This is a genomic window from Endozoicomonas sp. GU-1, from assembly GCF_027366395.1.
Classification (GTDB): domain Bacteria; phylum Pseudomonadota; class Gammaproteobacteria; order Pseudomonadales; family Endozoicomonadaceae; genus Endozoicomonas.
Map to the genome: position 1 here is coordinate 766,812 of NZ_CP114771.1, position 22,282 is coordinate 789,093.

General features: G+C 50.3%; 10 protein-coding genes. All 10 read right to left on the bottom strand.

Annotated features, from left to right (window positions below):
* Positions 1–15: 15 nt before the first annotated feature.
* The 10 genes from O3276_RS02980 to O3276_RS03025 all read right to left on the bottom strand — a co-directional run bounded on the left by O3276_RS02980 (position 16) and on the right by O3276_RS03025 (position 22,049).
* Positions 16–2,868 (bottom strand): RAP domain-containing protein, encoded by a 2,853-nt coding sequence (locus O3276_RS02980; protein WP_269674305.1) that lies wholly within the window; start codon positions 2,866–2,868, stop codon positions 16–18.
* Entirely contained in the window at positions 2,868–3,125 is a 258-nt protein-coding gene (locus tag O3276_RS02985; RefSeq protein WP_269674306.1) for a hypothetical protein, read from the bottom strand. The genes O3276_RS02980 and O3276_RS02985 overlap by 1 nt, the downstream gene beginning before the upstream one ends.
* Before the next feature lie 105 nt (positions 3,126–3,230).
* Positions 3,231–6,335: an RAP domain-containing protein gene (locus tag O3276_RS02990; RefSeq protein ID WP_269674307.1), complete on the bottom strand. Its 3,105-nt coding sequence runs from the start codon at positions 6,333–6,335 to the stop codon at positions 3,231–3,233.
* A gap of 106 nt (positions 6,336–6,441) precedes the next feature.
* Entirely contained in the window at positions 6,442–9,678 is a 3,237-nt protein-coding gene (locus O3276_RS02995; RefSeq protein ID WP_269674308.1) for an RAP domain-containing protein, read from the bottom strand.
* A gap of 105 nt (positions 9,679–9,783) precedes the next feature.
* Positions 9,784–12,894, bottom strand: a complete 3,111-nt coding sequence (locus tag O3276_RS03000; RefSeq protein WP_269674309.1) for an RAP domain-containing protein — start codon at positions 12,892–12,894, stop codon at positions 9,784–9,786.
* Between the two features lie 104 nt (positions 12,895–12,998).
* The gene (locus tag O3276_RS03005; RefSeq protein ID WP_269674310.1) at positions 12,999–15,968 is read right to left on the bottom strand and encodes a DUF1601 domain-containing protein; all 2,970 of its coding nucleotides are present in this window, start codon (positions 15,966–15,968) and stop codon (positions 12,999–13,001) included.
* Positions 15,969–16,071: 103 nt separating this feature from the next.
* Positions 16,072–16,554, bottom strand: a complete 483-nt coding sequence (locus tag O3276_RS03010) for an RAP domain-containing protein (protein ID WP_269674311.1) — start codon at positions 16,552–16,554, stop codon at positions 16,072–16,074.
* Positions 16,555–16,706: 152 nt separating this feature from the next.
* On the bottom strand, positions 16,707–17,456 hold the full coding sequence (locus tag O3276_RS03015) for a hypothetical protein (protein ID WP_269674312.1): 750 nt from the start codon (positions 17,454–17,456) through the stop codon (positions 16,707–16,709).
* Positions 17,457–17,507: 51 nt separating this feature from the next.
* Positions 17,508–20,906 carry an RAP domain-containing protein gene (locus tag O3276_RS03020; RefSeq protein ID WP_269674313.1) on the bottom strand — a complete coding sequence of 1,133 codons (3,399 nt, stop codon included), beginning with the start codon at positions 20,904–20,906 and terminating at the stop codon, positions 17,508–17,510.
* A gap of 144 nt (positions 20,907–21,050) precedes the next feature.
* Complete coding sequence (locus O3276_RS03025) at positions 21,051–22,049, bottom strand: hypothetical protein (RefSeq protein WP_269674314.1); 999 nt, start codon at positions 22,047–22,049, stop codon at positions 21,051–21,053.
* Positions 22,050–22,282: the final 233 nt, after the last annotated feature.

Genomic DNA, 22,282 nt, shown 5'->3' on the forward strand with positions numbered 1-22,282 from the left:
ATGGGAGGAAGGCGATTACTGGTTGTTTGTTTTCTTCCTCTTTGCCGGGTTGGTTTGTTCTGCTAAATGTTCTTCACCAGTAACGTATGTAGTGTCTGTCCACGCTCTTTTATATGATACAAAGCCGTGCTCCTGTGGCGGGATGCCTATCCTGGTCTTTATTTGATCAATGTATGGTTTCATTAAAGCTTTCTTCAAAAGCTGGTTAGTCGGGATTTCAATGACCTCAAATCCTGCTTTTTGCAGCAATGCGATTTTCAGCAGAGTTGAACCCTTCCTGGTTTTGAAATCACCACCCACATAATGAGAGGGACCCTGAACTTCAATCACCATGTTGTGATCTGGCAGTAGCAGGTCAACCGGAGGCAGTGAGTTCAGACTCTTTTCCTCTTCGATCCGCAAAAATGGAATAGATGATTGGAGTTGATCGCGGAAGTCGACCTGGCTTTTTGAAATGTTTGTCTGGTAATGGCGAACGAACGGACAGGCTCTGCCAAGCCAACTTGCAGCCATGGTAATGATGGGTTCTTCATCTTCATTGTCTGGGGATGTATTTTCCAGACGAGTGAACAGGTCATCCATGTGCTTTTCAAACACGTTGCTTTTATTGGTATTGGAATTCAGAAACAACCTGGCACAGCATACCATTACGCCCCAGAGAGACATCGATATCTCTTGCGGAGAAAATTGAGGGGTCGTACTGATTCGATAGACAAGCGATTCGAACGTAGAGTTAACCATGTTTAGCTCAACGAGTTCACCCAGTTTCGCAATGGCCCAGAGCAGGATAGCGATTTCCTGTGGTGTAAAGTTAGCTTTTTGTGCGTTCACGAGGGGCAACAGCGCGACTACAGCCACGTTGAGCTCTGGTGCGTGCTCCTGCCCGTTGTCTACCAGTTTCGCCATGGCCCACAGCAGGTTGGTGATAGCCTTAGGAATAAATTGGTCTTTCTGCTCGTTTACGTGGGGCAACAACACGACCACGGTCTCTTTGAACGCTGCTGTTCGCTCCTGCCCGTTGTCTACCAGTTTCGCCATGGCCCACAGCAGGTTGGCGATTTCCTGAGCATTAAATTGGTCTTTGTGTACGTTTACGTGTGGCAACAGTGCGGCCACGGCCTCGTTGAGCCCGGGTGTTTGTTCCTGCCCGTTGTCCACCAGTTTCGCCATGGCCCACAGCAGGTTGGCGATTTCCTGGGCATTAAATTGGTTTTTCTGTGCGTTCAGGCGGGGCAACAGGGCGACCACGGCCTCTTTGAATTCTTCTGTCCGCTCCTGGCCGCTATTCACCAGTTTTGCCATGGCCCAGAGCAGATTGGCGATATGCTGAGGAATAAACTGGTTTTTCTGTGCGTCCACGTGGGGCAGCAGTGCGGCCACGGCCTCTTTGAACCCAGGTGTCAACTCCATCCCGTTGTACAAAAGTTTCGCCATGGCCCACAGCAGGTTGGCGATTCCCTGCGGTTTAAAGTGAGCGTTCTGTACTTTCACGAGGGGCAACAGCGCAGCCACGGCCTGGTTGAAATCTGGTGTCTGCTCCTGGCTGTGGTCCACCAGTTTCGCCATGGCCCAGAGCAAGTTGGCGACTCCCCGCGGAACAAATTGGTCTTTCTGTCTGTGCACGCAGGGCAACAGCGCGGCTATGGCCTCTTTCAGACGAGATGTCCTTTCCTGCCCGTTGTCCACCAGTTTTGCCATGGCCCACAGAAGGTTGGTGATTTCCTGCGGTTTGAAGTTAGCTTTCTTTGCATTCACCTGAGACAACACCGCTGCCACGGCCTCTTTGAGCGCTGGGGTTTGCTCCTGCCCGTTGTCCACCAGTTTTGCCATGGCCCACAGCAGATTGGCGATTTCCTGCCGTTTAAAGTTGGCTTTCTGTGCATTTACGTGGGGCAACAGCGTGACCACGGCCTCTTTGAACTCTGGAGTCAGCCTCTGCTCGTTGTCCACCAGTTTTACCATGGCCCACAGCAGGTTGGCGATATCCTGAGCATTAAACTGGTCTTCCTGTGCGTTCACGAGTGGCAACAGCGCGGCTACGGCCTCTTTGACTCCCGGAGTGTGCTCCTGCCAGATGTCTACCATTTTCGCCATGGCCAACAGCAGGTTGGCGATACCCTGCGGAATAAATTGGTCTTTATGTGCGTTCACGTGGGGCAACAGAGCGGCCACAGCCTCTTTGAACCCTGGTGTTCGCTCCAGCCCCTTGCCCACCAGTTTTGCCATGGCCCACAGCAGGTTGGCAATGGCCTGGGCATTAAACTGGTTTTTCTGTGCGTTGACGAGGGGCAACAGGGCGGCCACAGCCTCTTTGAACTCTGCTGTACGCTCTTGGCCGTTGTCCAGCAGTTTTGCCATGGCCCACAGCAGGTTGGTGACTTCCTGTGGTTTAAAGTGAGCTTTCTGTGTGTTCACGTGGGGCAACAAAGCGACCATGGCCTCGTTGAACTCTGGTGTCCGTTCCTGCCCGTTGTCCACCAGTTTTGCCATGGCCCACAGCAGGTTGGCGACACCCTGGGCATCAATATCCCTGGCTTCAGGTTTTTGGTTGCAGTTAAATATTATTGAATCAAATAGCGTTGATAATAAGGCCGCTTGAGTACGCTTAACACGCTCATCCATGGGTTGATGAGAGGTAAAAACACCCGCTGAAGTCAATGAGTGAAATGTTGTCGTCAGGCTTCGCCAATTCCAGCTCCGTGTTGCCGTGAAATTTTGCAGCAAACGCATCAGCTGGCTTTGTTCACCTCGATTTAACGGTCTTTGAACAGCTGACGTGTATTTTTTAATTGAACTGGCATATTGCCCGTGATTTTTCCCATTATAGCGATGACCGAAACGATCCGATTGACTCACCAGACCAGCCATTATTGGTGGTTTGATGAGGGCATTAAAATCTTGAGCAGAGTTGACTGAACGGCGTTGTAGATGTTGAGAAGAGCGTGTACCAGAAGAATGGTAAAATTGATTGCGAACCAGTGCAGTGCGGGGGGATGATTCCATTGTCTGACTGTGGCATGTCGGTATCGCCCACGCCCTAAAGAAGGGGCACGACCATTCGGTTGATTGTAACCGTTATCTGATCTTGCGTATTGACCACTGATACCAGCAGAACTTCTATCCATAATTATATTTCATTAATTCATGAAAATATAAAAAGCAGACTGCTGTTCTGCCCAGAAGTTCATTGTGTGGCAAAGTTTACTTGAGTCATGATGGGAGGAAGGCAATTACTGACTGTTTGTTTTCTTCCTCTTTGCCGGGTTGGTTTGCCCTGCTAAATGTTCTTCACCAGTCGCGTATGCAGCACTTGCCCACCTTCTTTTAAGTGATACAGAGCCATGACCCTGTGGCGGGATGCCTATCCTGGTCTTTATTTGATCAATATATGGTTTCATTAAATCGTTACTCAAAAGCTGGTTAGCCGGGATTTCAATGACCTCAAATCCTGCTTTTTGCAGCAATGCGATTTTCAGCAGAGTTGAACCATTCCTGGTTTTGAAATCACCACCCACATAATGAGAGGGACCCTGAACTTCAATCACCATGTTGTGATCTGGCAGTAGCAGGTCAACCGGAGGTAATGATTTCAGACTCTTTTCTTCTTCAATCTTCAAAGATGGAATAGATGATTGGAGTTGATCGCGGAAGTCGGCTTGGTTTTTTGAAATGTTTGTCTGGTAATGGCGAACGACCGGACAGGTTCTGCCAAGCCAACTTGCGGCCATGATCATGATGGATTGATCCTCTTCATTATCTGGCGATGTATTTTCCAGGCGAGTCAACAGGTCATCCATATGCTTTTCAAACACGTTACTTTTATTGGCATTGGAATCCAGAGACAACCTGGCACAGCATACCATTAATGCCCAGAGAGACATCGATATCTCTTTCTGAGAAAACTGAGGGTTCGTACTGATTCGATAGACAAGCGATTCGAACGTGGAGGTAACCACGTTCAGCTCAACGAGTTCACCCAGTTTCGCCATGGCCCAGAGCAGGTTAGCGATTTCCTGTGGTTTAAAGTTAGCTTTTTGTGCGTTCACGAGGGGCAACAGCGCGACCACAGCCACGTTGAGCTCTGGTGTGTGCTCCTGTCCATTGTCTACCAGTTTCGCCATGGCCCACAGCAGGTTGGTGACAGCCTGAGGAATAAAGTGGTCTTTCTGTACGTTTACGTGGGGCAACAACACGGCCACGGTCTCTTTGAACGCTGCTGTTCGCTCCAGCCCGTTGTCCACCAGTTTCGCCATGGCCCACAGCAGGTTGGCGATTTCCTGGGCATTAAATTGGTTTTTCTGTGCGTTCAGGCGGGGCAGCAGCGCGGCCACGGCCTCGCTGAGCCCGGGTGTTTGTTCCTGCCCGTTGTCCACCAGTTTCGCCATGGCCCACAGCAGGTTGGCGATTTCCTGGGCATTAAATTGGTTTTTCTGTGCGTTCAGGCGGGGCAGCAGCGCGGCCACGGCCTCTTTGAACTCTTTTGTCCACTCCTGGCCGCTATTCACCAGTTTTGCCATGGCCCACAGCAGGTTGGCGATATTCTGAGGAATAAACTGGTCTTTCTGGGCGTCCACGTGGGGAAGCAGTGCGGCCACGGCCTCTTTGAACCTAGGTGTCAACTCCATCCCGTTGTACAAAAGTTTCGCCATGGCCCACAGCAGGTTGGCGATTCCCTGTGGTTTAAAGTGAGCGTTCTGTACTTTCACATGGGGCAACAGCGCAGCCACGGCCTGGTTGAAATCTGGTGTCTGCTCCTGGCTGTTGTCCACCAGTTTCGCCATGGCCCAGATCAAGTTGGCGACTCCCTGCGGAACAAATTGGTCTTTCTGTCTGTGCACGCAGGGCAACAGCGCGGCTATGGCCTCTTTCAGACGAGGTGTCCGTTCCTGCCCATTTTCCACCAGTTTCGCCATGGCCCACAGAAGGTTGGTGATTTCCTGCGGTTTGAAGTTAGCTTTCTGTGCGTTCACCTGAGATAACACCGCTGCCACGGCCTCTTTGAACTCTGGGGTTTGCTCCAGCCCGCTGTCCACCAGTTTTGCCATGACCGACAGCAGATTGGCGATTTCCTGTGGTTTAAAGTTGGCTTTCTGTGCATTTACGTGGGGCAACAGCGCCACCACGGCCTCTTTAAACTCTGGAGTCAGCCTTTGCTCGTTGTCCACCAGTTTTGCCATGGCCCACAGCTGGTTGGTGATATCTTGAGCATTAAATTGGTCTTGCTTTGCGTTCACGAGGGGCAACAGCTCGGCTACGGCCTCTTTGACCCCTGGAGTGTGCTCCTGCCCGATGTCTACCATTTTTGCCATGGCCCACAGCAGGTTGGTGATACCCTGCGGAATAAATTGGTCTTTCTGTGCGTTCACGCGGGGCAACAGCGTGGCCACGGCCTCGTTGAGCCCTGGTGTCCTCTCCAGCCCGTTGCCCATCAGTTTCGCCATGGCCCACAGCAGGTTGGTAATGGCCTGGGCATTAAACTGGCTTTTCTGTGCGTTGACGAGTGGCAACAGGGCGGCCACAGCCCCTTTGAACTCTGCTGTAGGCTCCTGGCCGTTGTCCAGCAGTTTTGCCTTAGCCCACACCAGGTTGGTGACTTCCTGTGGTTTAAAGTGAGCTTTCTGTGTGTTCACGTGGGGCAACAAAGCGACCACGGCCCCGTTGAACTCTGGTGTCCATTCCTGCCCGTTGTCCACCAGTTTTGCCATGGCCCACAGCAGGTTGGCGACACCCTGGGCATCAATATCCCTGGCTTCAGGTTTTTGTTTGCAGTTAAATGTTATTGAATCAAATAGCGTTGACAATAAGGCCGCTTGAGTACGCTTAACACGCTCATCCATGGGTTGATGAGTGGTAAAAACACCTGCTGAAGTCAATGAGTGAAGTGTTGTCGTCAGGCTTCGCCAATTCCAGTTCCTTGTTGCCGTGAAATTTTCCAGCAAACGCATCAGCTGGCTTTGTTCACCTCGATTTAACGGTCTTTGAACAGCTGACGTGTATTTTTTAATTGAACTGGCATATTGTCCGTGATTTCTCCCATTATAGCGATGACCGAAACGCTCCGACTGACTCACCAGATCATCCATTATTTCTGGTTTGATGAGGGCATTAAAATCTTGAGCAGTGTTTACTGTACGGTGCTGTAGATGTTGAGAAGAGCGTGTGCCAGAAGAACGGCAAAATTCATTGCGACCCGGTGCCGTGCGGGGGGGATGATTCCATTGTCTGACTGTGGCATGTCGGTATCGCCCACGCCTTGAAGAAGGGGCATGGCCTTGGTTGTAACCGTTATCTGATCTTGCGTATTGACCACTGATACCAGCATAGTTTCTATCCATAATTATATTTCATTCATTCATGAAAATATAATAAAGCAGACTGCTGTTCTGCCCAGAAGTTCATTGTGCGGCAAAGTTTACTTGAGTCATGATGGGAGGAAGGCGATTACTGACTGTTTGTTTTCTTCCTCTTTACCGGGTTGGTTTGCTCTGGTAAATGTTCTTCACCAGTCACGTCTGCAGCGTCTGTCCACCCTCTTTTAAGTGATATAGAGCCATGCTCCTGTGGCGGGATGCCTATCCTGGTCTTTATTTGGTCAATGTATGGTTTCATTAAAGCTTTATTCAAAAGCTGGTTAGTCGGGATTTCAATGACCTCAAATCCTGCTTTTTGCCACAGTGCGATTTTCAGCAGAGTCGAACCCTTCCTGGTGTTGAAATCACCACCCACGTAATGATGTGGTCCCTGAACTTCAATCACAATATTGTGATCTGGCAAAAGCAGGTCAACCGAAGGTAATGAGTTCAGACTCTTTTCTTCTTCAATCTTCAACGATGGAATAGATGATTGGAGTTGATCGCGGAAGTCGGCCTGGGTTTTTGAAATGTTTGTGTGGTAATGGCGAACGACCGGACGGGCTCTGCCAAGCCAACTTTCAGCCATGGTAATGATGGATTGATCATCGCCATTATCTGGCGATGTATTTTCCAGACGAATGAACAGGTCATCCAGATGTTTTTCAAACAGGTTATTTTTATTGGTATTGGAGTCCAGAAACAACCTGGCACAGCATACCATTAAGGCCCAGAGAGACATCGATATCTCTGCCTGAGAAAGCTCAGGGTTCGTACTGATTCGATAGACAAGCGATTCGAATGTAGAGGTAACCACGTTCAGCTCAACGAGTTCACCCAGTTTCGCCATGGCCCAGAGCAGGTTAGCGATTTCCTGTGGTTTAAAGTTCGCTTTTTGTGCGTTCACGAGGGGCAACAGCGCGACCACCGCCACGTTGAACTCTGGTGTGAGCTTCTGCCCATTGTCTACCAGTTTCGCCATGGCCCACAGGAGGCTGGTGATAGCCTGCGGAATAAATTGGTCTTTCTGTACGTTTACGTGGGGCAACAACACGGCCACAGCCTCTTTGAACGCTGCTGTTCGCTCCTGCCTGTTGTCCACCAGTTTCGCCATGGCCCACAGCAGGTTGGCGATTTCCTGGGCATTAAATTGGTCTTTGTGTACGTTTACCCGTGGCAACAGTAAGGCCACGGCCTCGTTGAGCCCGGGTGTTCGTTCCTGCCCGTTGTCCACCAGTTTCGCCATGGCCCACAGCAGGTTGGCAATTTTCCGGGCATTAAATTGGTTTTTCTGTGCGTTCACGTGGGGCAGCAGCGCGGCCACGGCCTCTTTGAACTCTTTTGTCCGCTCCAGGCCGCTATTCACCAGTTTTGCCATGGCCCAGAGCAGGTTGGCGATATGCTGAGGAATAAACTGGTCTTTCTGTGCGTCCACTTGGGGCAGCAGTGCGGCCATGGCCTCTTTGAACCCAGGTGTCAGCTCCATCCCGTTGTACAAAAGTTTCGCCATGGCCCACAGCAGGTTGGCGATTCCCTGTGGTTTAAAGTCAGCTTTCTGCGCTTTCACGTGGGGCAACAGCGCAGCCACGGCCTGGTTGAAATCTGGTGTCTGCTCCTGGCTGTGGTCCACCAGTTTCGCCATGGCCCAGAGCAAGTTGGCGACTCCCCGCGGAACAAATTGGTCTTTCTGTCTGTGCACGCAGGGCAACAGCGCGGCTATGGCCTCTTTCAGACGAGATGTCCTTTCCTGCCCGTTGTCCACCAGTTTTGCCATGGCCCACAGAAGGTTGGTGATTTCCTCCGGTTTGAAGTTAGCTTTCTGTGCGTTCACGAGGGGCAACACCGCTGCCAGGGCCTCTTTGAACTCTGGGGTTTGCTCCAGCCCGCTGTCCACCAGTTTTGCCATGACCGACAGCAGATTGGCGATTTCCTGTGGTTTAAAGTTGGCTTTCTGTGCATTTACCCGGGGCAACAGCGCGACCAAGACCTCTTTGAACTCTGGAGTCAGCCTCTGCTCGTTGTCCACCAGTTTTGCCATGGCCCACAGCAAGTTGGCGATTTGCAGAGGAATAAATTGGTTTTTCTGAACGTTCACGAGGGGCAACAGGACGGCTAAAGCCTCTTTGAGCCCTGGTGTCCGGGCCAGCCCATTGTCCACCAGTTTCGCCATGGACCACAGCAGGTTGGTGATATCCCGGGCTTTAAATTGGTCTTCCTTTTCGTTCACGAGGGGCAACAGCGCGGCTACGGCCTTTTGGACCCCAGCAGTGTGCTCCTGCCCGATGTCTATCATTTTTGCCATGGCCCACAGCAGGTTGGTGATACCCTGCGGAATAAATTGGTCTTTCTGTGCGTTCACGTGGGGCAACAGCGTGGCCACGGCCTCGTTGAGCTCTGGTGTCCGCTCCAGCCCGTTGCCCATCAGTTTCGCCATGGCCCACAGCAGGTTGGTAATGGCCTGGGCATTAAACTGGTTTTTCTGTGCGTTGACGAGGGGCAGCAGGGCGGCCACAGCGTCTTTGAACTCTGCTGTACGCTCCTGGCCGTTATCCAGCAGTTTTGCCATGGCCCACAGCAGGTTGGTGACTTCCTGTGGTTTAAAGTGAGCTTTCTGTGTGTTCACGAGGGGCAACAAAGCGACCACGGCCTCGTTGAGTTCTGTTGTCCGTTCCTGCCCGTTGTCCACCAGTTTTGCCATGGCCCACAGCAGGTTGGCGACACCCTGGGTATCAATATCTCTGGCTGGAAGATTTTGGTTGCAGTTAAATTTTATTGAATCAAATAGCGTTGACAATAAGGCCGCTTGAGTACGCTTAACACGCTCATCCATGGGTTGATAAGGGGTAAAAACCCCTGCTGAAGTCAATGAGTGAAGTGTTGTCGTCAGGCTTCGCCAGTTCCAGCTCCGCGTTGCTGTGAAATTTTGCAGAAAACGTATCAGCTGGCTTTGTTCAGCTCGATTTAATGGTCTTTGAACAGCTGACGTGTATTTTTTAATTGAACTGGCATACTGCCCGTGATTTCTCCCATTATAGCGATCACCGAAACGCTCCGATTGACTCACCAGATCATTCATTATTTCTGGTTTGATGAGGGCATTAAAATCTTGAGCAAAGTTGACTGAACGGCACTGTAGATGTTGAGAAGAGCGTGTACCAGAAGACTGATAAAATTCATTGCGACCCGGTGCATTGCGGGGGGGATGATGCCATGGTCTGACTGTGGCATGTCGGTATCGCCCACGCCTTGAAGAAGGGGCATGGCCTTGGTTGTAACCGTTATCTGATCTTGCGTATTGACCACTGATATCAGCAGAACTTCTATCCATAATTATATTTCATTAATGCATGAAAATATAAAATGCAGACTGCTGTGCAGTTCAGAAGTTCATTTTGTGGAAAAGTTTACTTGAGTCATGATGGGAGGAAGGCGATTACTGGCTGTTTGTTTTCTGCCTCTTTGCCGGGTTGGTTTGCTCTGCTAAATGTTCTTCACCAGTCACGTACGCAGCACCTGCCCACCTTCTTTTAAGTGATACAGAGCCATTACCCTGTGGCGGGATGCCTACCTTGGTCTTTATTTGCTCAATATAGGGTTTCATTAAATCGTTGCTCAAAAGCTGGTTAGCCGGGATTTCAATGACCTCAAATCCTGCTTTTTGCCACAGTGCTATTTTCAGCAGAGTCGAACCATTTCTGGTATTGAAATCACCACCTACGTAATGATGTGGTCCCTGAACTTCAATCACCATGTTGTGCTCTGGCAGTAACAGATCAACCGGAGGCAGTGAGTTCAGACACTTTTCTTGTTCAATCTTCAAAGATGGAATAGATGATTGGAGTTGATCGCGGAAGCCGGCTTGGGTTTTTGAAATGTTTGTGTGGTAATGGCGAACGACCGGACAGGCTCTGCCAAGCCAACTTGCAGCCATGGTGATGATGGATTGATCATCTTCATTATCTGGCGATGTATTTTCCAGGCGAGTCAACAGGTCATTCAGATGTTTTTCAAACAGGTTATTTTTATTGGTATTGGAGTCCAGAAACAACCTGGCACAGCATACCATGACTCCCCAGAGAGACATCGATATCCCTGGCTGAGAAAGCTGAGGGTTCGTACTGATTCGATAGACAAGCGATTCGAACGAAGAGGTAACCACGTTCAGCTCAACGAGTTCACCCAGTTTCGCAATGGCCCACAGCAGGTTAGCGATTTCCTGCGATGTAAAGTCCGATTTATGTGCGTTCACGAGGGGCAACAGGGTGGCCACGGCCTCTTTGAGACCTGGTGTCTGCTCCAGCCCGTTGTCCACCAGTTTCGCCATGGCCCACAGCAGGTTGGCGATACCCTGCGGTTTAAAGTGAGCTTTTTGTCCATTCACGAGGGACATCAGCGCGGTTACGGCCTCGTTGACCTCTGGTGTCTGCTCCAGCCCGTTGTCCACCAGTTTCGCCATGGCCCAAAGCAGGTTGGTGGTTTCCTGTGGGTTAAAGTTAGCTTTTTGTATCTGTACGAAGGGCAACAGCGCCGCCACGGCCGCGTTGAGACCTGGTGTCGGCTCCTGCCCGTTGTCCACCAGTTTCGCCATGGCCCACAGCAGGTTGGCGATATGCTGAGGGCTAAACTGGTCTTTCTGTGCGTTCACGCGGGGCAACAGCGCGGCCACGGCCTTTTTGAACTCTGGTGTTTGCTCCTGCCCGTTATCTACCAGTTTCGCCATGGCCAGTAGCAGGTTGGCGATGCCCTGGGCAGTAAATTGGTCTTTCTGGGCATTCGCGTGGGGCAACAGCGCGGCCACGGCCTTTTTCAACCCTGGTGTTTGCTCCTGCCCGTTATCTACCAGTTTCGCCATGGCCCACAGCAGGTTAGCGATATGCTGTGGAGTAAAGTTGGCTTTTAGTACAGTCACGCAGGGCAACAGCGCAGCGACGGCTTCGTTGAACTCTGGTGTCTGCTGCTGCCCGTTGTCCACCCGTTTCGCCATGGCCCACAGCAGGTTGGAGATTTCCTGAGGTTTAAAGTCAGCTTTTTGTGCGTTCACGAGGGGCAACAGCAGGGCCACGGTCTCGTTGAGACCTGTTATCCGCTCCTGCCCTTTGTCCTCGAGTTTTGCCATAGCCCACAGCAGGTTGGCGATATGCTGAGGACTAAGCTGGTCTTTCTGTGCGTTTACGAGGGGCAGCAGCGCGACAACAGCCTCGTTGAACTCTGGTGTCCGCACCAGCCCGTTGTCCTCCAGTTTTGCCATGGCCCACAGCAGGTTGACGATATGCTGAGGAATAAACTGGTCTTTCTTTGCGTTCACCAGGGGCAACAGCGCGCCCATGGCATTGTTGAACTCTGGTGTCCGCTCCTGCCCGCTGTCCACCAGTTTGGCCATGGCCCACAGCAGGTTGACGATAGCCTGTGGTTTAAAGTTCGCTTTTTGTACGTTCATGTGGGGCAACAGCGCGGCCACGACCTCATTGAGACCTGGTGTCCGCACCAGCCCTTTGTCCACCAGTTTCGCCATGGCCCACAGCAGGTTGGCGATTTCCTGGGCATTAAATTGGTTTTTCTGTGCGTTCACGTGGGGCAACAACACGGCCACAGTCTCTTTGAGCCCTGGTACCCACTTTTGATCGTTGTCCATCAGTTTCGCCATGGCCCACAGCACGTTGGCAATACCCTGGGCCTTAAATTGGTCTCTCTTTGCATTCAGTAGGGGCAGCAGGGTGGCCACAGCCTCTTTGAGTCCTGGTGTACGCTCCAGCCCGTTGTCCACCAGTTTCGCCATGGCCCACAGCAGGTTGGCGATTCCCTGAGGAATAAATTGTTTTTTCTGTGCGTTCACATGGGGCAACAACACGGCCACAGCCTCGTTGAGCTCTGGCGTCCACTCCTGCCCGTTGTCCACCAGTTTCGCCATGGCCCACAGCAGGTTAGCGATTTCCTGAGCACCAATATCACGGGCTTCCGGTTTTTGGTTGCTGTTAAATATTATTGCATCAAGCAGGGTCGACAGTAAGGTAACTTGAGTGAGCTGAACACGCTCATCCATGGGTTTATGAGGGGTAAAAACACCCGCTGAAGTAAATGAGTGAAGTGTTGTCGTCAGGCTTCGCCAATTCCAGCTCCGTGTTACGGTAAAATTTTGCAGCAAGCGCATCAGCTGGCTTTGTTCTGTGCGATTTAACGGTCTTTGAGCAGCTGATGCGTATTTTTTAATTGAACTGGCATACTGACCGTGATTTCTCCCATCATAGCGATGACCGAAGTGATGCGATTTATTTACCAGGTCAGCCATTACTTCCGGTTTGATAAGGGCATTAAAATCTTGAGCAGAGTTGACTGAACGACACTGTAAATGTTGAGAAGAGCGTGCACCAGAAAAATGGTAAGATTCATTGCGACCCGGTGCCGTGCGGGGGGGATGATTCCATGGTCTGACTGTGGCATGTCGGTATCGCCCACGCATTGAAGAAGGGGCACGGCCATTCGGTTGGGTGTAACCGTTATCTGATCTTGGGTATTGACCACTGATACCAGCAGAACTTCTATCCATAATTATATTTCATTAATTCATGAAAATATAAAAAATAGACTGCTGTTCTGCTCAGAAGTTCATTTTACAAAAAGTTTACTTGAGTCATGATGGATGGAAGGCGATTACTGACTGTTTGTTTTCTTCTTCTTTGCCGGGTTGGTTTGCTCTGCTAAATGTTCTTCACCAGTCACGTATGTAGCGCCTGTCCACCCTCTTTTAAGTGATACAGAGCCATGACCCTGTGGCGGGTTGCTTACCCTGGTCCTTATTTGATCAATGTATGGTTTCATTAAACCATTGCTCAAAAGCTGGTTAGCCGGGATTTCAATGACCTCAAATCCTGCTTTTTGCAGCAGTGCGATTTTCAGCAGAGTCGAACCGTTCCTGGTTTTGAAATCACCACCCACGTAATGATAGGGTCCCTGAGCTTCAATCACCATGTTGTGATCTGGCAAAAGCAGGTCAACCGGTGGTAATGAGTTTAGACTCTTTTCTTCTTCAATCTTCAAAAAAGGAATAGATGATTTGAGTTGATCACGGAAGTCGGCCTGGTTTTTTGAAATGATTGTCTGGTAATGGCGAACGACCGGACAGGCCCTGCCAAGCCAACTGGCGGCCATGATCATGATGGATTGATCCTCGCCATTCTCTGGCGATGTATTTTCCAGGCGAGTCAACAGGTCATCCATGTGCTTTTCAAACACATTATTTTCATTGGCGTTGGAGTCCAGAGACAACCTGGCACAGCATACCATTACTCCCCAGAGAGACATCGATATCTCTTCCTGAGAAAACTGAAGGTTCTCACTGATTCGATAGACAAGCGATTGGAACGTAGAGATAGCCACGTTCAGTTCAATGAGTTCACCCAGTTTCGCCATGGCCCACATCAGGTTAGCGATTTCCTGTGGTTTAAAATTAGCTTTTTGTGCATTCACTTGGGGCAACAGCGCGGCCACAGCTTCTTTGAACTCTGCTGTCTGCTCCTGCGTGTTGTCCACCAGTTTCGCCATGGCCCAAAGCAGGTTGGCGATCCCCTGTGGTTTAAAGTGAGCTTTTTGTCCATTCACGAGGGGCATCAGCGCGGTCACGGTCTCGTTGAGTTCTGGTGTCTGCTCCTGTCTGTTGTCTACCAGTTTCGCCATGGCCCACAGCAGGTTGGCGATACCCTGTGGTTTAAAGTTAGCTTTTTGTACGTTCACGAGGGGCAGCAGCGCGGCCACGGCCTCGTTGAGCCCCGGTGTCTGCTCCTGCCGGTTGTCCTCCAGTTTCGCTATGGCCCACAACAGGATGGCGGTAGCCTGTGGTTTAAAGTTAGCTTTTTGTTCGTTCACCAGGGGCAACAGCACGGCCACTGTCTTGTTGAGACCTGGTATCCGCTTCTGCCCTTTGTCCTCGAGTTTTGCCATAGCCCATAGCAGGTTGGTGATACCCTGTGGTTTAAAGTTAGCTTTTTGTACGTTCACCAGGGGCAACAGCGCGGCCACGGCCTTGTTCAGCTCTGATGTCCGCTCCTGCCCGTTGTCTACCAGTTTCGCCATGGCCCACAGCAGGTTGGCGATTTCCTGCGATTGAAGGTGAACTTTCGCGTTCAATTGGGGCAACAGAGCGGCCACGGCCACGTTGAGTTCAGGTGTCCGCTCCAGCCCGTGGTCCACCAGTTTCGCTATGGCCCATAGCAGGTTGGCTATACCCTGGGCAGTAAATTGGTCTTTCTGCGCGTTCATGTGGGGCAACAGTGCGGCCACGGCCACGTGGAGCCCCGGTGTCCGCTCCAGCCCGTTTTCCACCAGTTTCGCTATGGCCCACAGCAGGTTGGCGATATGCTGAGGAATAAACCAGTCTTTCTGTGCCTTCACTTGGGGCAACAGTGCGGCCACGGCTTCGTTAAGGCCTGGCGTCCTCTCCAGCCCGTTGTCCACCAGTTTCGCCATGGCCCACAGCAGGTTGGCGATATGCTGAGGAATAAATTGGTCTCTCTGTAGGTTCACGCGGGACAATAGCGCGTTCACGGCCGCTTTGAGTCCAGGTGTTTGCTCCAGCTCGTTGTCTACAAGTTTCGCCATGGCCCACAACAGGTTGGCGATTCCCTGAGCACTGAATTGATCTTTCTGTGCGTTCACGTGGGGAAACAGCGCGGCCACAGTTTCGTTGAACCTTGGTATCATCTCTTGCCCGTTGTCCACCAGTTTCGCCATGGCCCACAGCAGGTTGGCAACGCCCTGGGGGTGGTTTTTCTGTGCGTTCACGAGGGGCAACAGCGTGGCCACGGCCTCTTTGAGTCCTGGTGTCCGCTCCAGCCCGTTGTCCACCAGTTTCGCCATGGCCCACAGCAGGTTGGTGACTTCCTGTGGTTTAAAGTTAGCTTTCTGTGTGTTCACGTGGGGCAACAGTGCGGCCAGGGCCTCTTTGAGCCCTAATGTCCACTCTTGCCCATTGCTCACCAGTTTCGCCATGGCCCACAGCAGATTGGCGATTCCCTGAGCATCAATATCGCTGGCTTCAGGTTTTTGATGGCACTTGAATACTATTGCATCCAGTAGTGTTGACAATATGGCATCTTGGGTAAGCTTAACACGCCCATCCATGGGTTTATGAGTTGTAAAAACACCCGCTGAAGTCAATGAATGAAGTGTTGTTGACAGGCTTCGCCAACTCCAGCCCCGTGTTGCGGTAAAATTTTGCAGCAAACGCATTAGCTGGCTTTGTTCCCCTCGATTTAACGGTCTATTAGCCGCTGACGTGTATTTTTTAATTGAATTGGCATATTGACTGTGATTTTTCCCATTGTAGTGATGGCCGAAACGATTCAATTTACTCACCAGACCATCCATTATTTCCGGTTTAATGAGGGCATTAAAATCATGAGCCGAGTTTACTGAGCGATACTGTAGATGTTGAGAAGAGCGTGTGTCAGAAGAATGGTAAAATTCATTGCGACCCGGTGCTGTGCGGGGGGGATGATTCCATTGTCTGACGGTGGCATGTCGGTATCGTCCACGCCTTGAAGAAGGGGCATGGCCATTAGGTTGGGTGTAACCGTTATTTGATGTTGTGTATTTGCCACTGATACCAGCAGAACTTCTATCCATAATTATATTTCATTAATTCATGAAAATATAAAAAAGACTGCTGTTCTGCTCAGAAGTTCATTTTGCAGAAAAATTTACTTGAGTCATGATGGATGGAAGGCGATTACTGACTGTTTGTTTTCTTCTTCTTTGCCGGGTTGGTTTGCTCTGCAGAATGTTCTTCAGCAGTCACGTATGCAGCATCTGTCCAGCCTCTTTTAAGTGAAACAGAGTCATGCCCCTGGGGCGGGATGCTTACCCTGATCTTTATTTTATCATTATAGGGTTTCATTAAATTGTTGTGCAAAAGCTGGTTAGTCGGGATTTCAATAACCTCAAATCCTGCTTTTTGCAGCAGTGCGATTTTCAGCAGAGTCGAACCCTTTCTGGTTTTGAAATCACCACCCACGTAATGAGACGGTCCCTGAATTTCAATCACCATGTTGTGATCCGGCAGTAGCAGGTAAACCGGAGGCAGTGAGTTCAGACTCTTTTCCTCTTCGATCTTCAAAGATGGAATAGATGATTTGAGTTGATCGCGGAAGTCGACCTGGATTTTTGAAATGTTTGTCTGGTAAGTGAGAACGGACAGGTTCTGCCATGCCAACTTGCGGCCATGAACATGATGGATTGATCCTCTTCATTATCTGGTGAGGTATTTTTCAGGCGAGTAAACAAGTCATCCAGATGCTTTTCAAACACATTCTTTTTATTGGCATTGGAGTCCAGAGCCAACCTGGCACAGCATACCAAGACTCCTCAGAGAGACATCGATATCTCTTCCTGAAAAAACAGCAGGTTCTTGTTGATTCGATAGACAAGCGATTCGAACGTAGAGGTAGCCAGGTTCAGCTCAATGAGTTCACCCAGTTTGGCCGTGGCCCACAGCAGATTGGCAATATCCTGGGCATCAATATCCCTGGCTGGAGATTTTTGGTTGCAGTTAAATATTATTGAATCAAATAGCGTTGACAATAAGTTAGCCTGGGCAAGTTTAACTCGCTTATCCATGGGTTTATGAAGAGTAAAAACACCCGCTGAAGTCAATGAGTGAAATGTTGTCGTCAGGCTCAGCCAATTCCAGCCCCGTGTTGCTGTGAAATTTTGCAGCAAACGCATCAGCTGGCTTTGTTCTGTTCGATTTAACGGTCTTTTAGAAGCTGACGTGTATTTTTTAATTGAACTGGCATAGTACCCGTGATTTCTCCCATCATAGTGATGACCGAAATAATCTGATTTACTGATCAGATCAGCTATTATTTCCTGTTTAATGAGGGCGTTAAAATCTTGTGCAGAGTTTACTGAACGACGCTGTAGAGAAGGGCGTACGACAGAAGAATGGTAAAATTCATTACGTTCCGGGGTAGAGCGGGGGGGATTATCCCGCTGTCTGACGGTGGCATTTCTATATCTTACATGCCTTGAGGAAGCGGCAGGAGCATCTGGTTGGTTTTGACCATTACATGGTCTTGCGTATTGACCACTGATATCAGCAGAAGCTTTATGCATATTTATATTTTATTAATTCATGAGAATATAAAAAACAGACTGCTGTGCTGTTCAGAAGTTCATTTTACTGAAAATGCCTATCCTGGTCTTTATGTGATCAATACATAGTTTGATTGAATTTTGGTTCCAAAGCTGATTAACCGGGATTTCAATGACCTCAAATCCTGCTTTTTGCAGCAGTGCGATTTTCAGCAGAGTCGCACCATTTCTGGTTTTGAAATCGTTACTCACGTAATGAAACGGTCCCTGAACTTCAATAACAATGTTGTGATCCGGCAGAATCAGGTCAACCGGCGGTAAAGAGTTCAGACTCTTTTCTTCTTCAATCTTCAAAGAGGGAATGCATGATTGGAGCTGATCGCGGAAGTCGGTTTGAGGTTTTGACCTGGTGGTCTGGTAATGCGGGATGACCGGACACGGTCTCCCAAGCCAACTTGCGGCCATGGCAATGATGGATAGATCCTCTTCATTGTCTGTGGGTGTACTTTCCAGGCGAGTAAACAGGTGATTCATGAGCTGTTCAAGCACGTTATTTTTATTGGCATTGGAGGTCAGCGACAACCGGGCACAGCAGACCATTACTCCCCAGAGAGACATCGATATCTCTTGCAGCGAGAACTGAGGGTTGTCACTGATTCGGTGGACAAGCGATTCGAACGTAGAGGTAAGCACGTTCAGCTCAACGAGTTCACCCAGTTTCGCCATGGCCATCAGCAGGTTGGCAATACCTTGTGGTTTAAACTTAGCCTGCTGTGCGTTCACGTGGGGCAACAGCAGGGCTATCGCCTCTTTGAGCCCTGGTGTCTGCTCTTGCCCGTTGTCCACCAGTTTCGCCATGGCCCACACCAGGTTGGCGATACCCTGAGGAATAAACTGGTTTTTATGGGGGTTTACGTGCGGCAATAATGTGGCAATGGCCCCGTTAAGCGCAGGTGTCCGCTCTTGACCGTTGTCTACCAGTTTCGCCATGGCCCACAGCAGGTTGGCGATTTCCTGTGGTTTGAAGTTCGCTTTCTGAGCGCTTACATGGGGCAATAGCGCGGCCACAGCCTTGTTGAACTCTGGTGTCCGCCCCTGTTCGCTGTCCACCAGTTTCGCCATGACCCACAACAGGTTGGCGATTTCCTGTGGTTTAAAGTCAGCTATCTGTGTGTTCACCCGGGGTAACAGCGCCACCAGGGCCTGGTTAAACTCTGGTGTCCGCTTTTGGCCGTTGTCCGCCAGTTTCGCCATGGCCCACAGCAGGTTGGTGATACCCTGCGGGTTAAAGTTGGCTTTCTGTGAGTTCACGAGGAGCAACAGTGCGGCCACGGTCTGATTGAGCCCTGATGTCTGCTCCTGCCCGTTGTCCACCAGTTTCGCCATGGCCCACAGCAGGTTGGCGATATGTTGAGGAACGAATTGGTCTTTCAGTGCGTTCACCGGGAGCAACAGTGCGGCCACGGCCTCGTTCAGCTTTGGTGTCCGGTCTTGTCCGTTGTCCACCAGTTTTGCCATGGCCCAGAGCAGGTTGGCGACCCCCTGTGGTTTAAAATTAGCTTTTTGTACGATTACGCAGGTCAACAGCGCAGCCAGGGTGTCGTTGAACTCTGGTGTCTGTTCGTACCCGTTGTCCGCCAGTTTCGCCATGGCCCACAGCAGGTTGGCGATATGCTGAGGAATAAATTGGTCTTTCTGTGCTTTCACGCTGGACAACAGCGCGGCCACGGCCTGGTTGAATTCTGGTGTCTGCTCCTGCCCGTTGTCCAACAGTTTGGCCATGGCCCACAGCAGGTTAGCGGTATGCTGAGGAAAAAATGGGTCTTTCTGTCTGCTCACTTGAGGGAACAGCGCGATTACGGCCTGTTTGAGCCCTGGTGATGGCTGCTGGCCGTTATCTACCAGTTTCGCCATGGCCCATACCAGGTTGGCAATCTCCTGTGGCTTGTTCGCTTTGTGTACGTTCAAGTGAGGCAACAGACCGGCCACGGCGGCGTTGAACTCTGGTAACCGCTTCTGCTCGTTGTCCATCAGTTTTGCCATGGCCCACAACAGGTTGGCAATCCCCTGATCATTAAATTGGTCTGTCTGTGGGTTCACCAGGGGCAGCAGCGCGGCCACGGCCTCGTTGAACTGGGGTGTCCGCTTCTGCCCTTTGCCCAACAATTTCGCCATGGCCCACAGCAGGTTAGTGATACCCTGTGGTTTAAAGTGAGCTTTCTGTGCGCTCACGTGGGGCAGCAGAACAGCCACGGCCTCTTTGAGCCCTGGTATTTGCTCCTGACCGATATCCACCAGTTTCGCCATGGCCCACAGCAGGTTGGCGATACCCTGTGGTTTAAAGTCAGCTTGCTGTGCGTTCACGTGGGGCAAAAGGGCGGCCACGGCCTCATTGAACTCGGGTGTTCGCTCCTGCCCGTTGTCCACCAGTTTGGCCATGGCCCACAGCAGGTTGGCGATTTCCTGTGGTTTAAAGTCAGCTTGCTGTCTGTTCACCTGGGGCAACAACGCGGCCAGGGTCTGTTTGAACTCGGGTGTCCGTTGCTGCCCGTTGTCCACCAGTTTGGCCATGGCCCACAGCAGGTTGGCGATTTCCTGTTGATTGAAGTCAGCTTTCTGTGCGGTCACGGTGGGCAACAACCCGGCCACGGTCGCTTTGATCTCTGGTGTCCGCTCATGTCTGTTGTCAACCAGTTTCCCCATGGCCCACAGCAGGTTGGCGATACCCTGGGTATTAAATTGATCTCTCTGTGCGATTACATGGGGCAATAGAGCGGCCACGGCCTCTTTGAGCCCTGGTGTCCACTCCTGCCCGTTGTCCATCAGTTTGGCCATGGCCCACAGCAGGTTGGCGATTCCCTGGGCATCAATATCCCTGACGTCGGGTTTCTGGTTGCACTTGAATATTATTGCATCCAGTAGAGTCGACAATAAGGTCGTTTGAGTGAGCTGAACACGCTTGTCCAAGGGGCTATGAGGGGTAAATACACCCGCTGAAGTCAATGAATGAAGTGTTGTCGTCAGGCTTCGCCAATGCCAACGTCGTGTTGCGGTAAATGTTTGCAGAAAATTTATTAACTGGCTTTGTTCAGCCCGATTTAACGGCCTTTTAGAAGCTGACGTGTATTTTTTAATTGAATTGGCATATTGGCTGTGAGGTCTCCCATTATAGCGATGACCGAAACGATTCGATTTACTCACCAGACCAGCCATTATTTCCTGGTTGATAAGGGCATTAAAATCCCGGGCAGGATTTACAGAGCGGCACAATAGATAATGAGAAGAACATGCGCCAGCAGAATGATAACATTCATTACGCCCGGGGGTAGTGCGGGGGGAATTATGCCATTGTTTGACGTTGGCATGTCTATACCGCCCGGGCTTTGAAGAAGCGGTACAGTTTTCCGGTTGGTTATAATCATTACCCGGCCCTGCGTATTGACCACTGATGCCAGCAGAGGTTCTATACATAATTATATTTCATCAATTCATGAAAATATAAAAAGCAGACTGCTGTTCTGTTCAGAAGTTCATTTTACTGAAATATCTATAAAAGTGTGTTTGAGGTAATGCTGTCCGACCATCAGCCGAGTGTGTTTTGGTGGGTGTCCAGATTCACCGGGAAGCTTCTGAGGCATTGATATTCTGGCGATAGACATGCCAGCAACGTAACTCCAGCTTATGTTTTTTGACCTCAGATTTGATGCTATCGAAGGATTTAATCCCCTCGTCCAGTGTCATGCTTTTAAGAGCACCATTGAAGATATAATCCGGCGTGTATCGCCAAGGTACTGAGCGAATTTGCCATTGAAGATCTTCTGTATACATGGAGGTCAAAGACAGATAATGATCCCGCTGCGCAGGAAGTTTTGCCAGTAACTGGTTTAACCGGTAGATATCAGCATTTTCTGCGTTCATTTCTGCGGCTTTTGCCTGGCGACAGGGTTCTGTCTCAAGCTCTTCCAGCGTAGGGCTCTGCGCGAGCGCGTGGTAATGTTTGGTGTACACCAGCTCCGGGGGAATATATTGCTGGGGTGAGGATACGTTCGGGTCTTCGGTGATCAGGACAAAACAACCAGGATTGTTGTTTATGAGTGTGGTGAGATAAAACTCAGTTTTCCCCTGGGCAATCTCTTGGCAAAGTTGCCTTTTTTCCGAAGGCAAGCCGGTATAAGCGTGTATCGCGGTAAATAAAGTGGTTGCAGGATTTGCGCCAGCAATTTCCTGAGCCGGAATTAAGTTGATGGGCTGTGGATCGTCACAAAAAGTTCCATCGCAATTAGCGTAAGCATTTTTGATATCTACAGGAACTACTTTGATCCGGGGGTACAGCTCATTGAGATAGTTTTGCATTAACAGGGATATTGCTCCGAAACCACAGCCAATATCAACAATGTATTCGATTTCGCTGTTTTTGCTTAAAAAATCAACCAGGAAGCTGAAGTTATGGAATTCTATATAGCTCTTGTATTCCTCTAGAGCCCAATCAACAAATGATTGCGAAGCATCCAGTGTCATCAGTTGCTGGTTGCCAATCTGGATAGTTTTCGGTTCAGCCGTACCCGATACATTGACATAGCTCACACAACAATTGCGCCGGGGATTATTATCCATGTGGGCTGCTACCCAGTAAGTTTCAGGTGACGACGTATAATGAGGGCTTAAACCAGTAATGGTTCGGCTGGAAAGACTGGCGGCCTGTTGTTCCTGAATTCCATCGCCGTCGGTTGTCAATTTTCGGGCGATGTTATGTTTTTGCCTGACATGATCAGGTTTGTCAGGGGGCGTTTCTCTGGTAAATCCCTGTTGAGTCATCGGAACCTGTAAATTATCAGTGGCCATACTTC

Bases quoted from the DNA above. Each gene is read 5' to 3' on its own strand.
- O3276_RS03015 (WP_269674312.1), bottom strand. From the start codon at position 17,456: ATGCATAAAGCTTCTGCTGATATCAGTGGTCAATACGCAAGACCATGT.
- O3276_RS02985 (WP_269674306.1), bottom strand. From the start codon at position 3,125: ATGGATAGAAGTTCTGCTGGTATCAGTGGTCAATACGCAAGATCAGAT.
- O3276_RS03025 (WP_269674314.1), bottom strand. From the start codon at position 22,049: ATGGATAATAATCCCCGGCGCAATTGTTGTGTGAGCTATGTCAATGTA.
- O3276_RS02995 (WP_269674308.1), bottom strand. From the start codon at position 9,678: ATGGATAGAAGTTCTGCTGATATCAGTGGTCAATACGCAAGATCAGAT.
- O3276_RS02980 (WP_269674305.1), bottom strand. From the start codon at position 2,868: ATGGCTGGTCTGGTGAGTCAATCGGATCGTTTCGGTCATCGCTATAAT.
- O3276_RS02990 (WP_269674307.1), bottom strand. From the start codon at position 6,335: ATGGATAGAAACTATGCTGGTATCAGTGGTCAATACGCAAGATCAGAT.
- O3276_RS03005 (WP_269674310.1), bottom strand. From the start codon at position 15,968: ATGGATAGAAGTTCTGCTGGTATCAGTGGCAAATACACAACATCAAAT.
- O3276_RS03000 (WP_269674309.1), bottom strand. From the start codon at position 12,894: ATGGATAGAAGTTCTGCTGGTATCAGTGGTCAATACCCAAGATCAGAT.
- O3276_RS03020 (WP_269674313.1), bottom strand. From the start codon at position 20,906: ATGTATAGAACCTCTGCTGGCATCAGTGGTCAATACGCAGGGCCGGGT.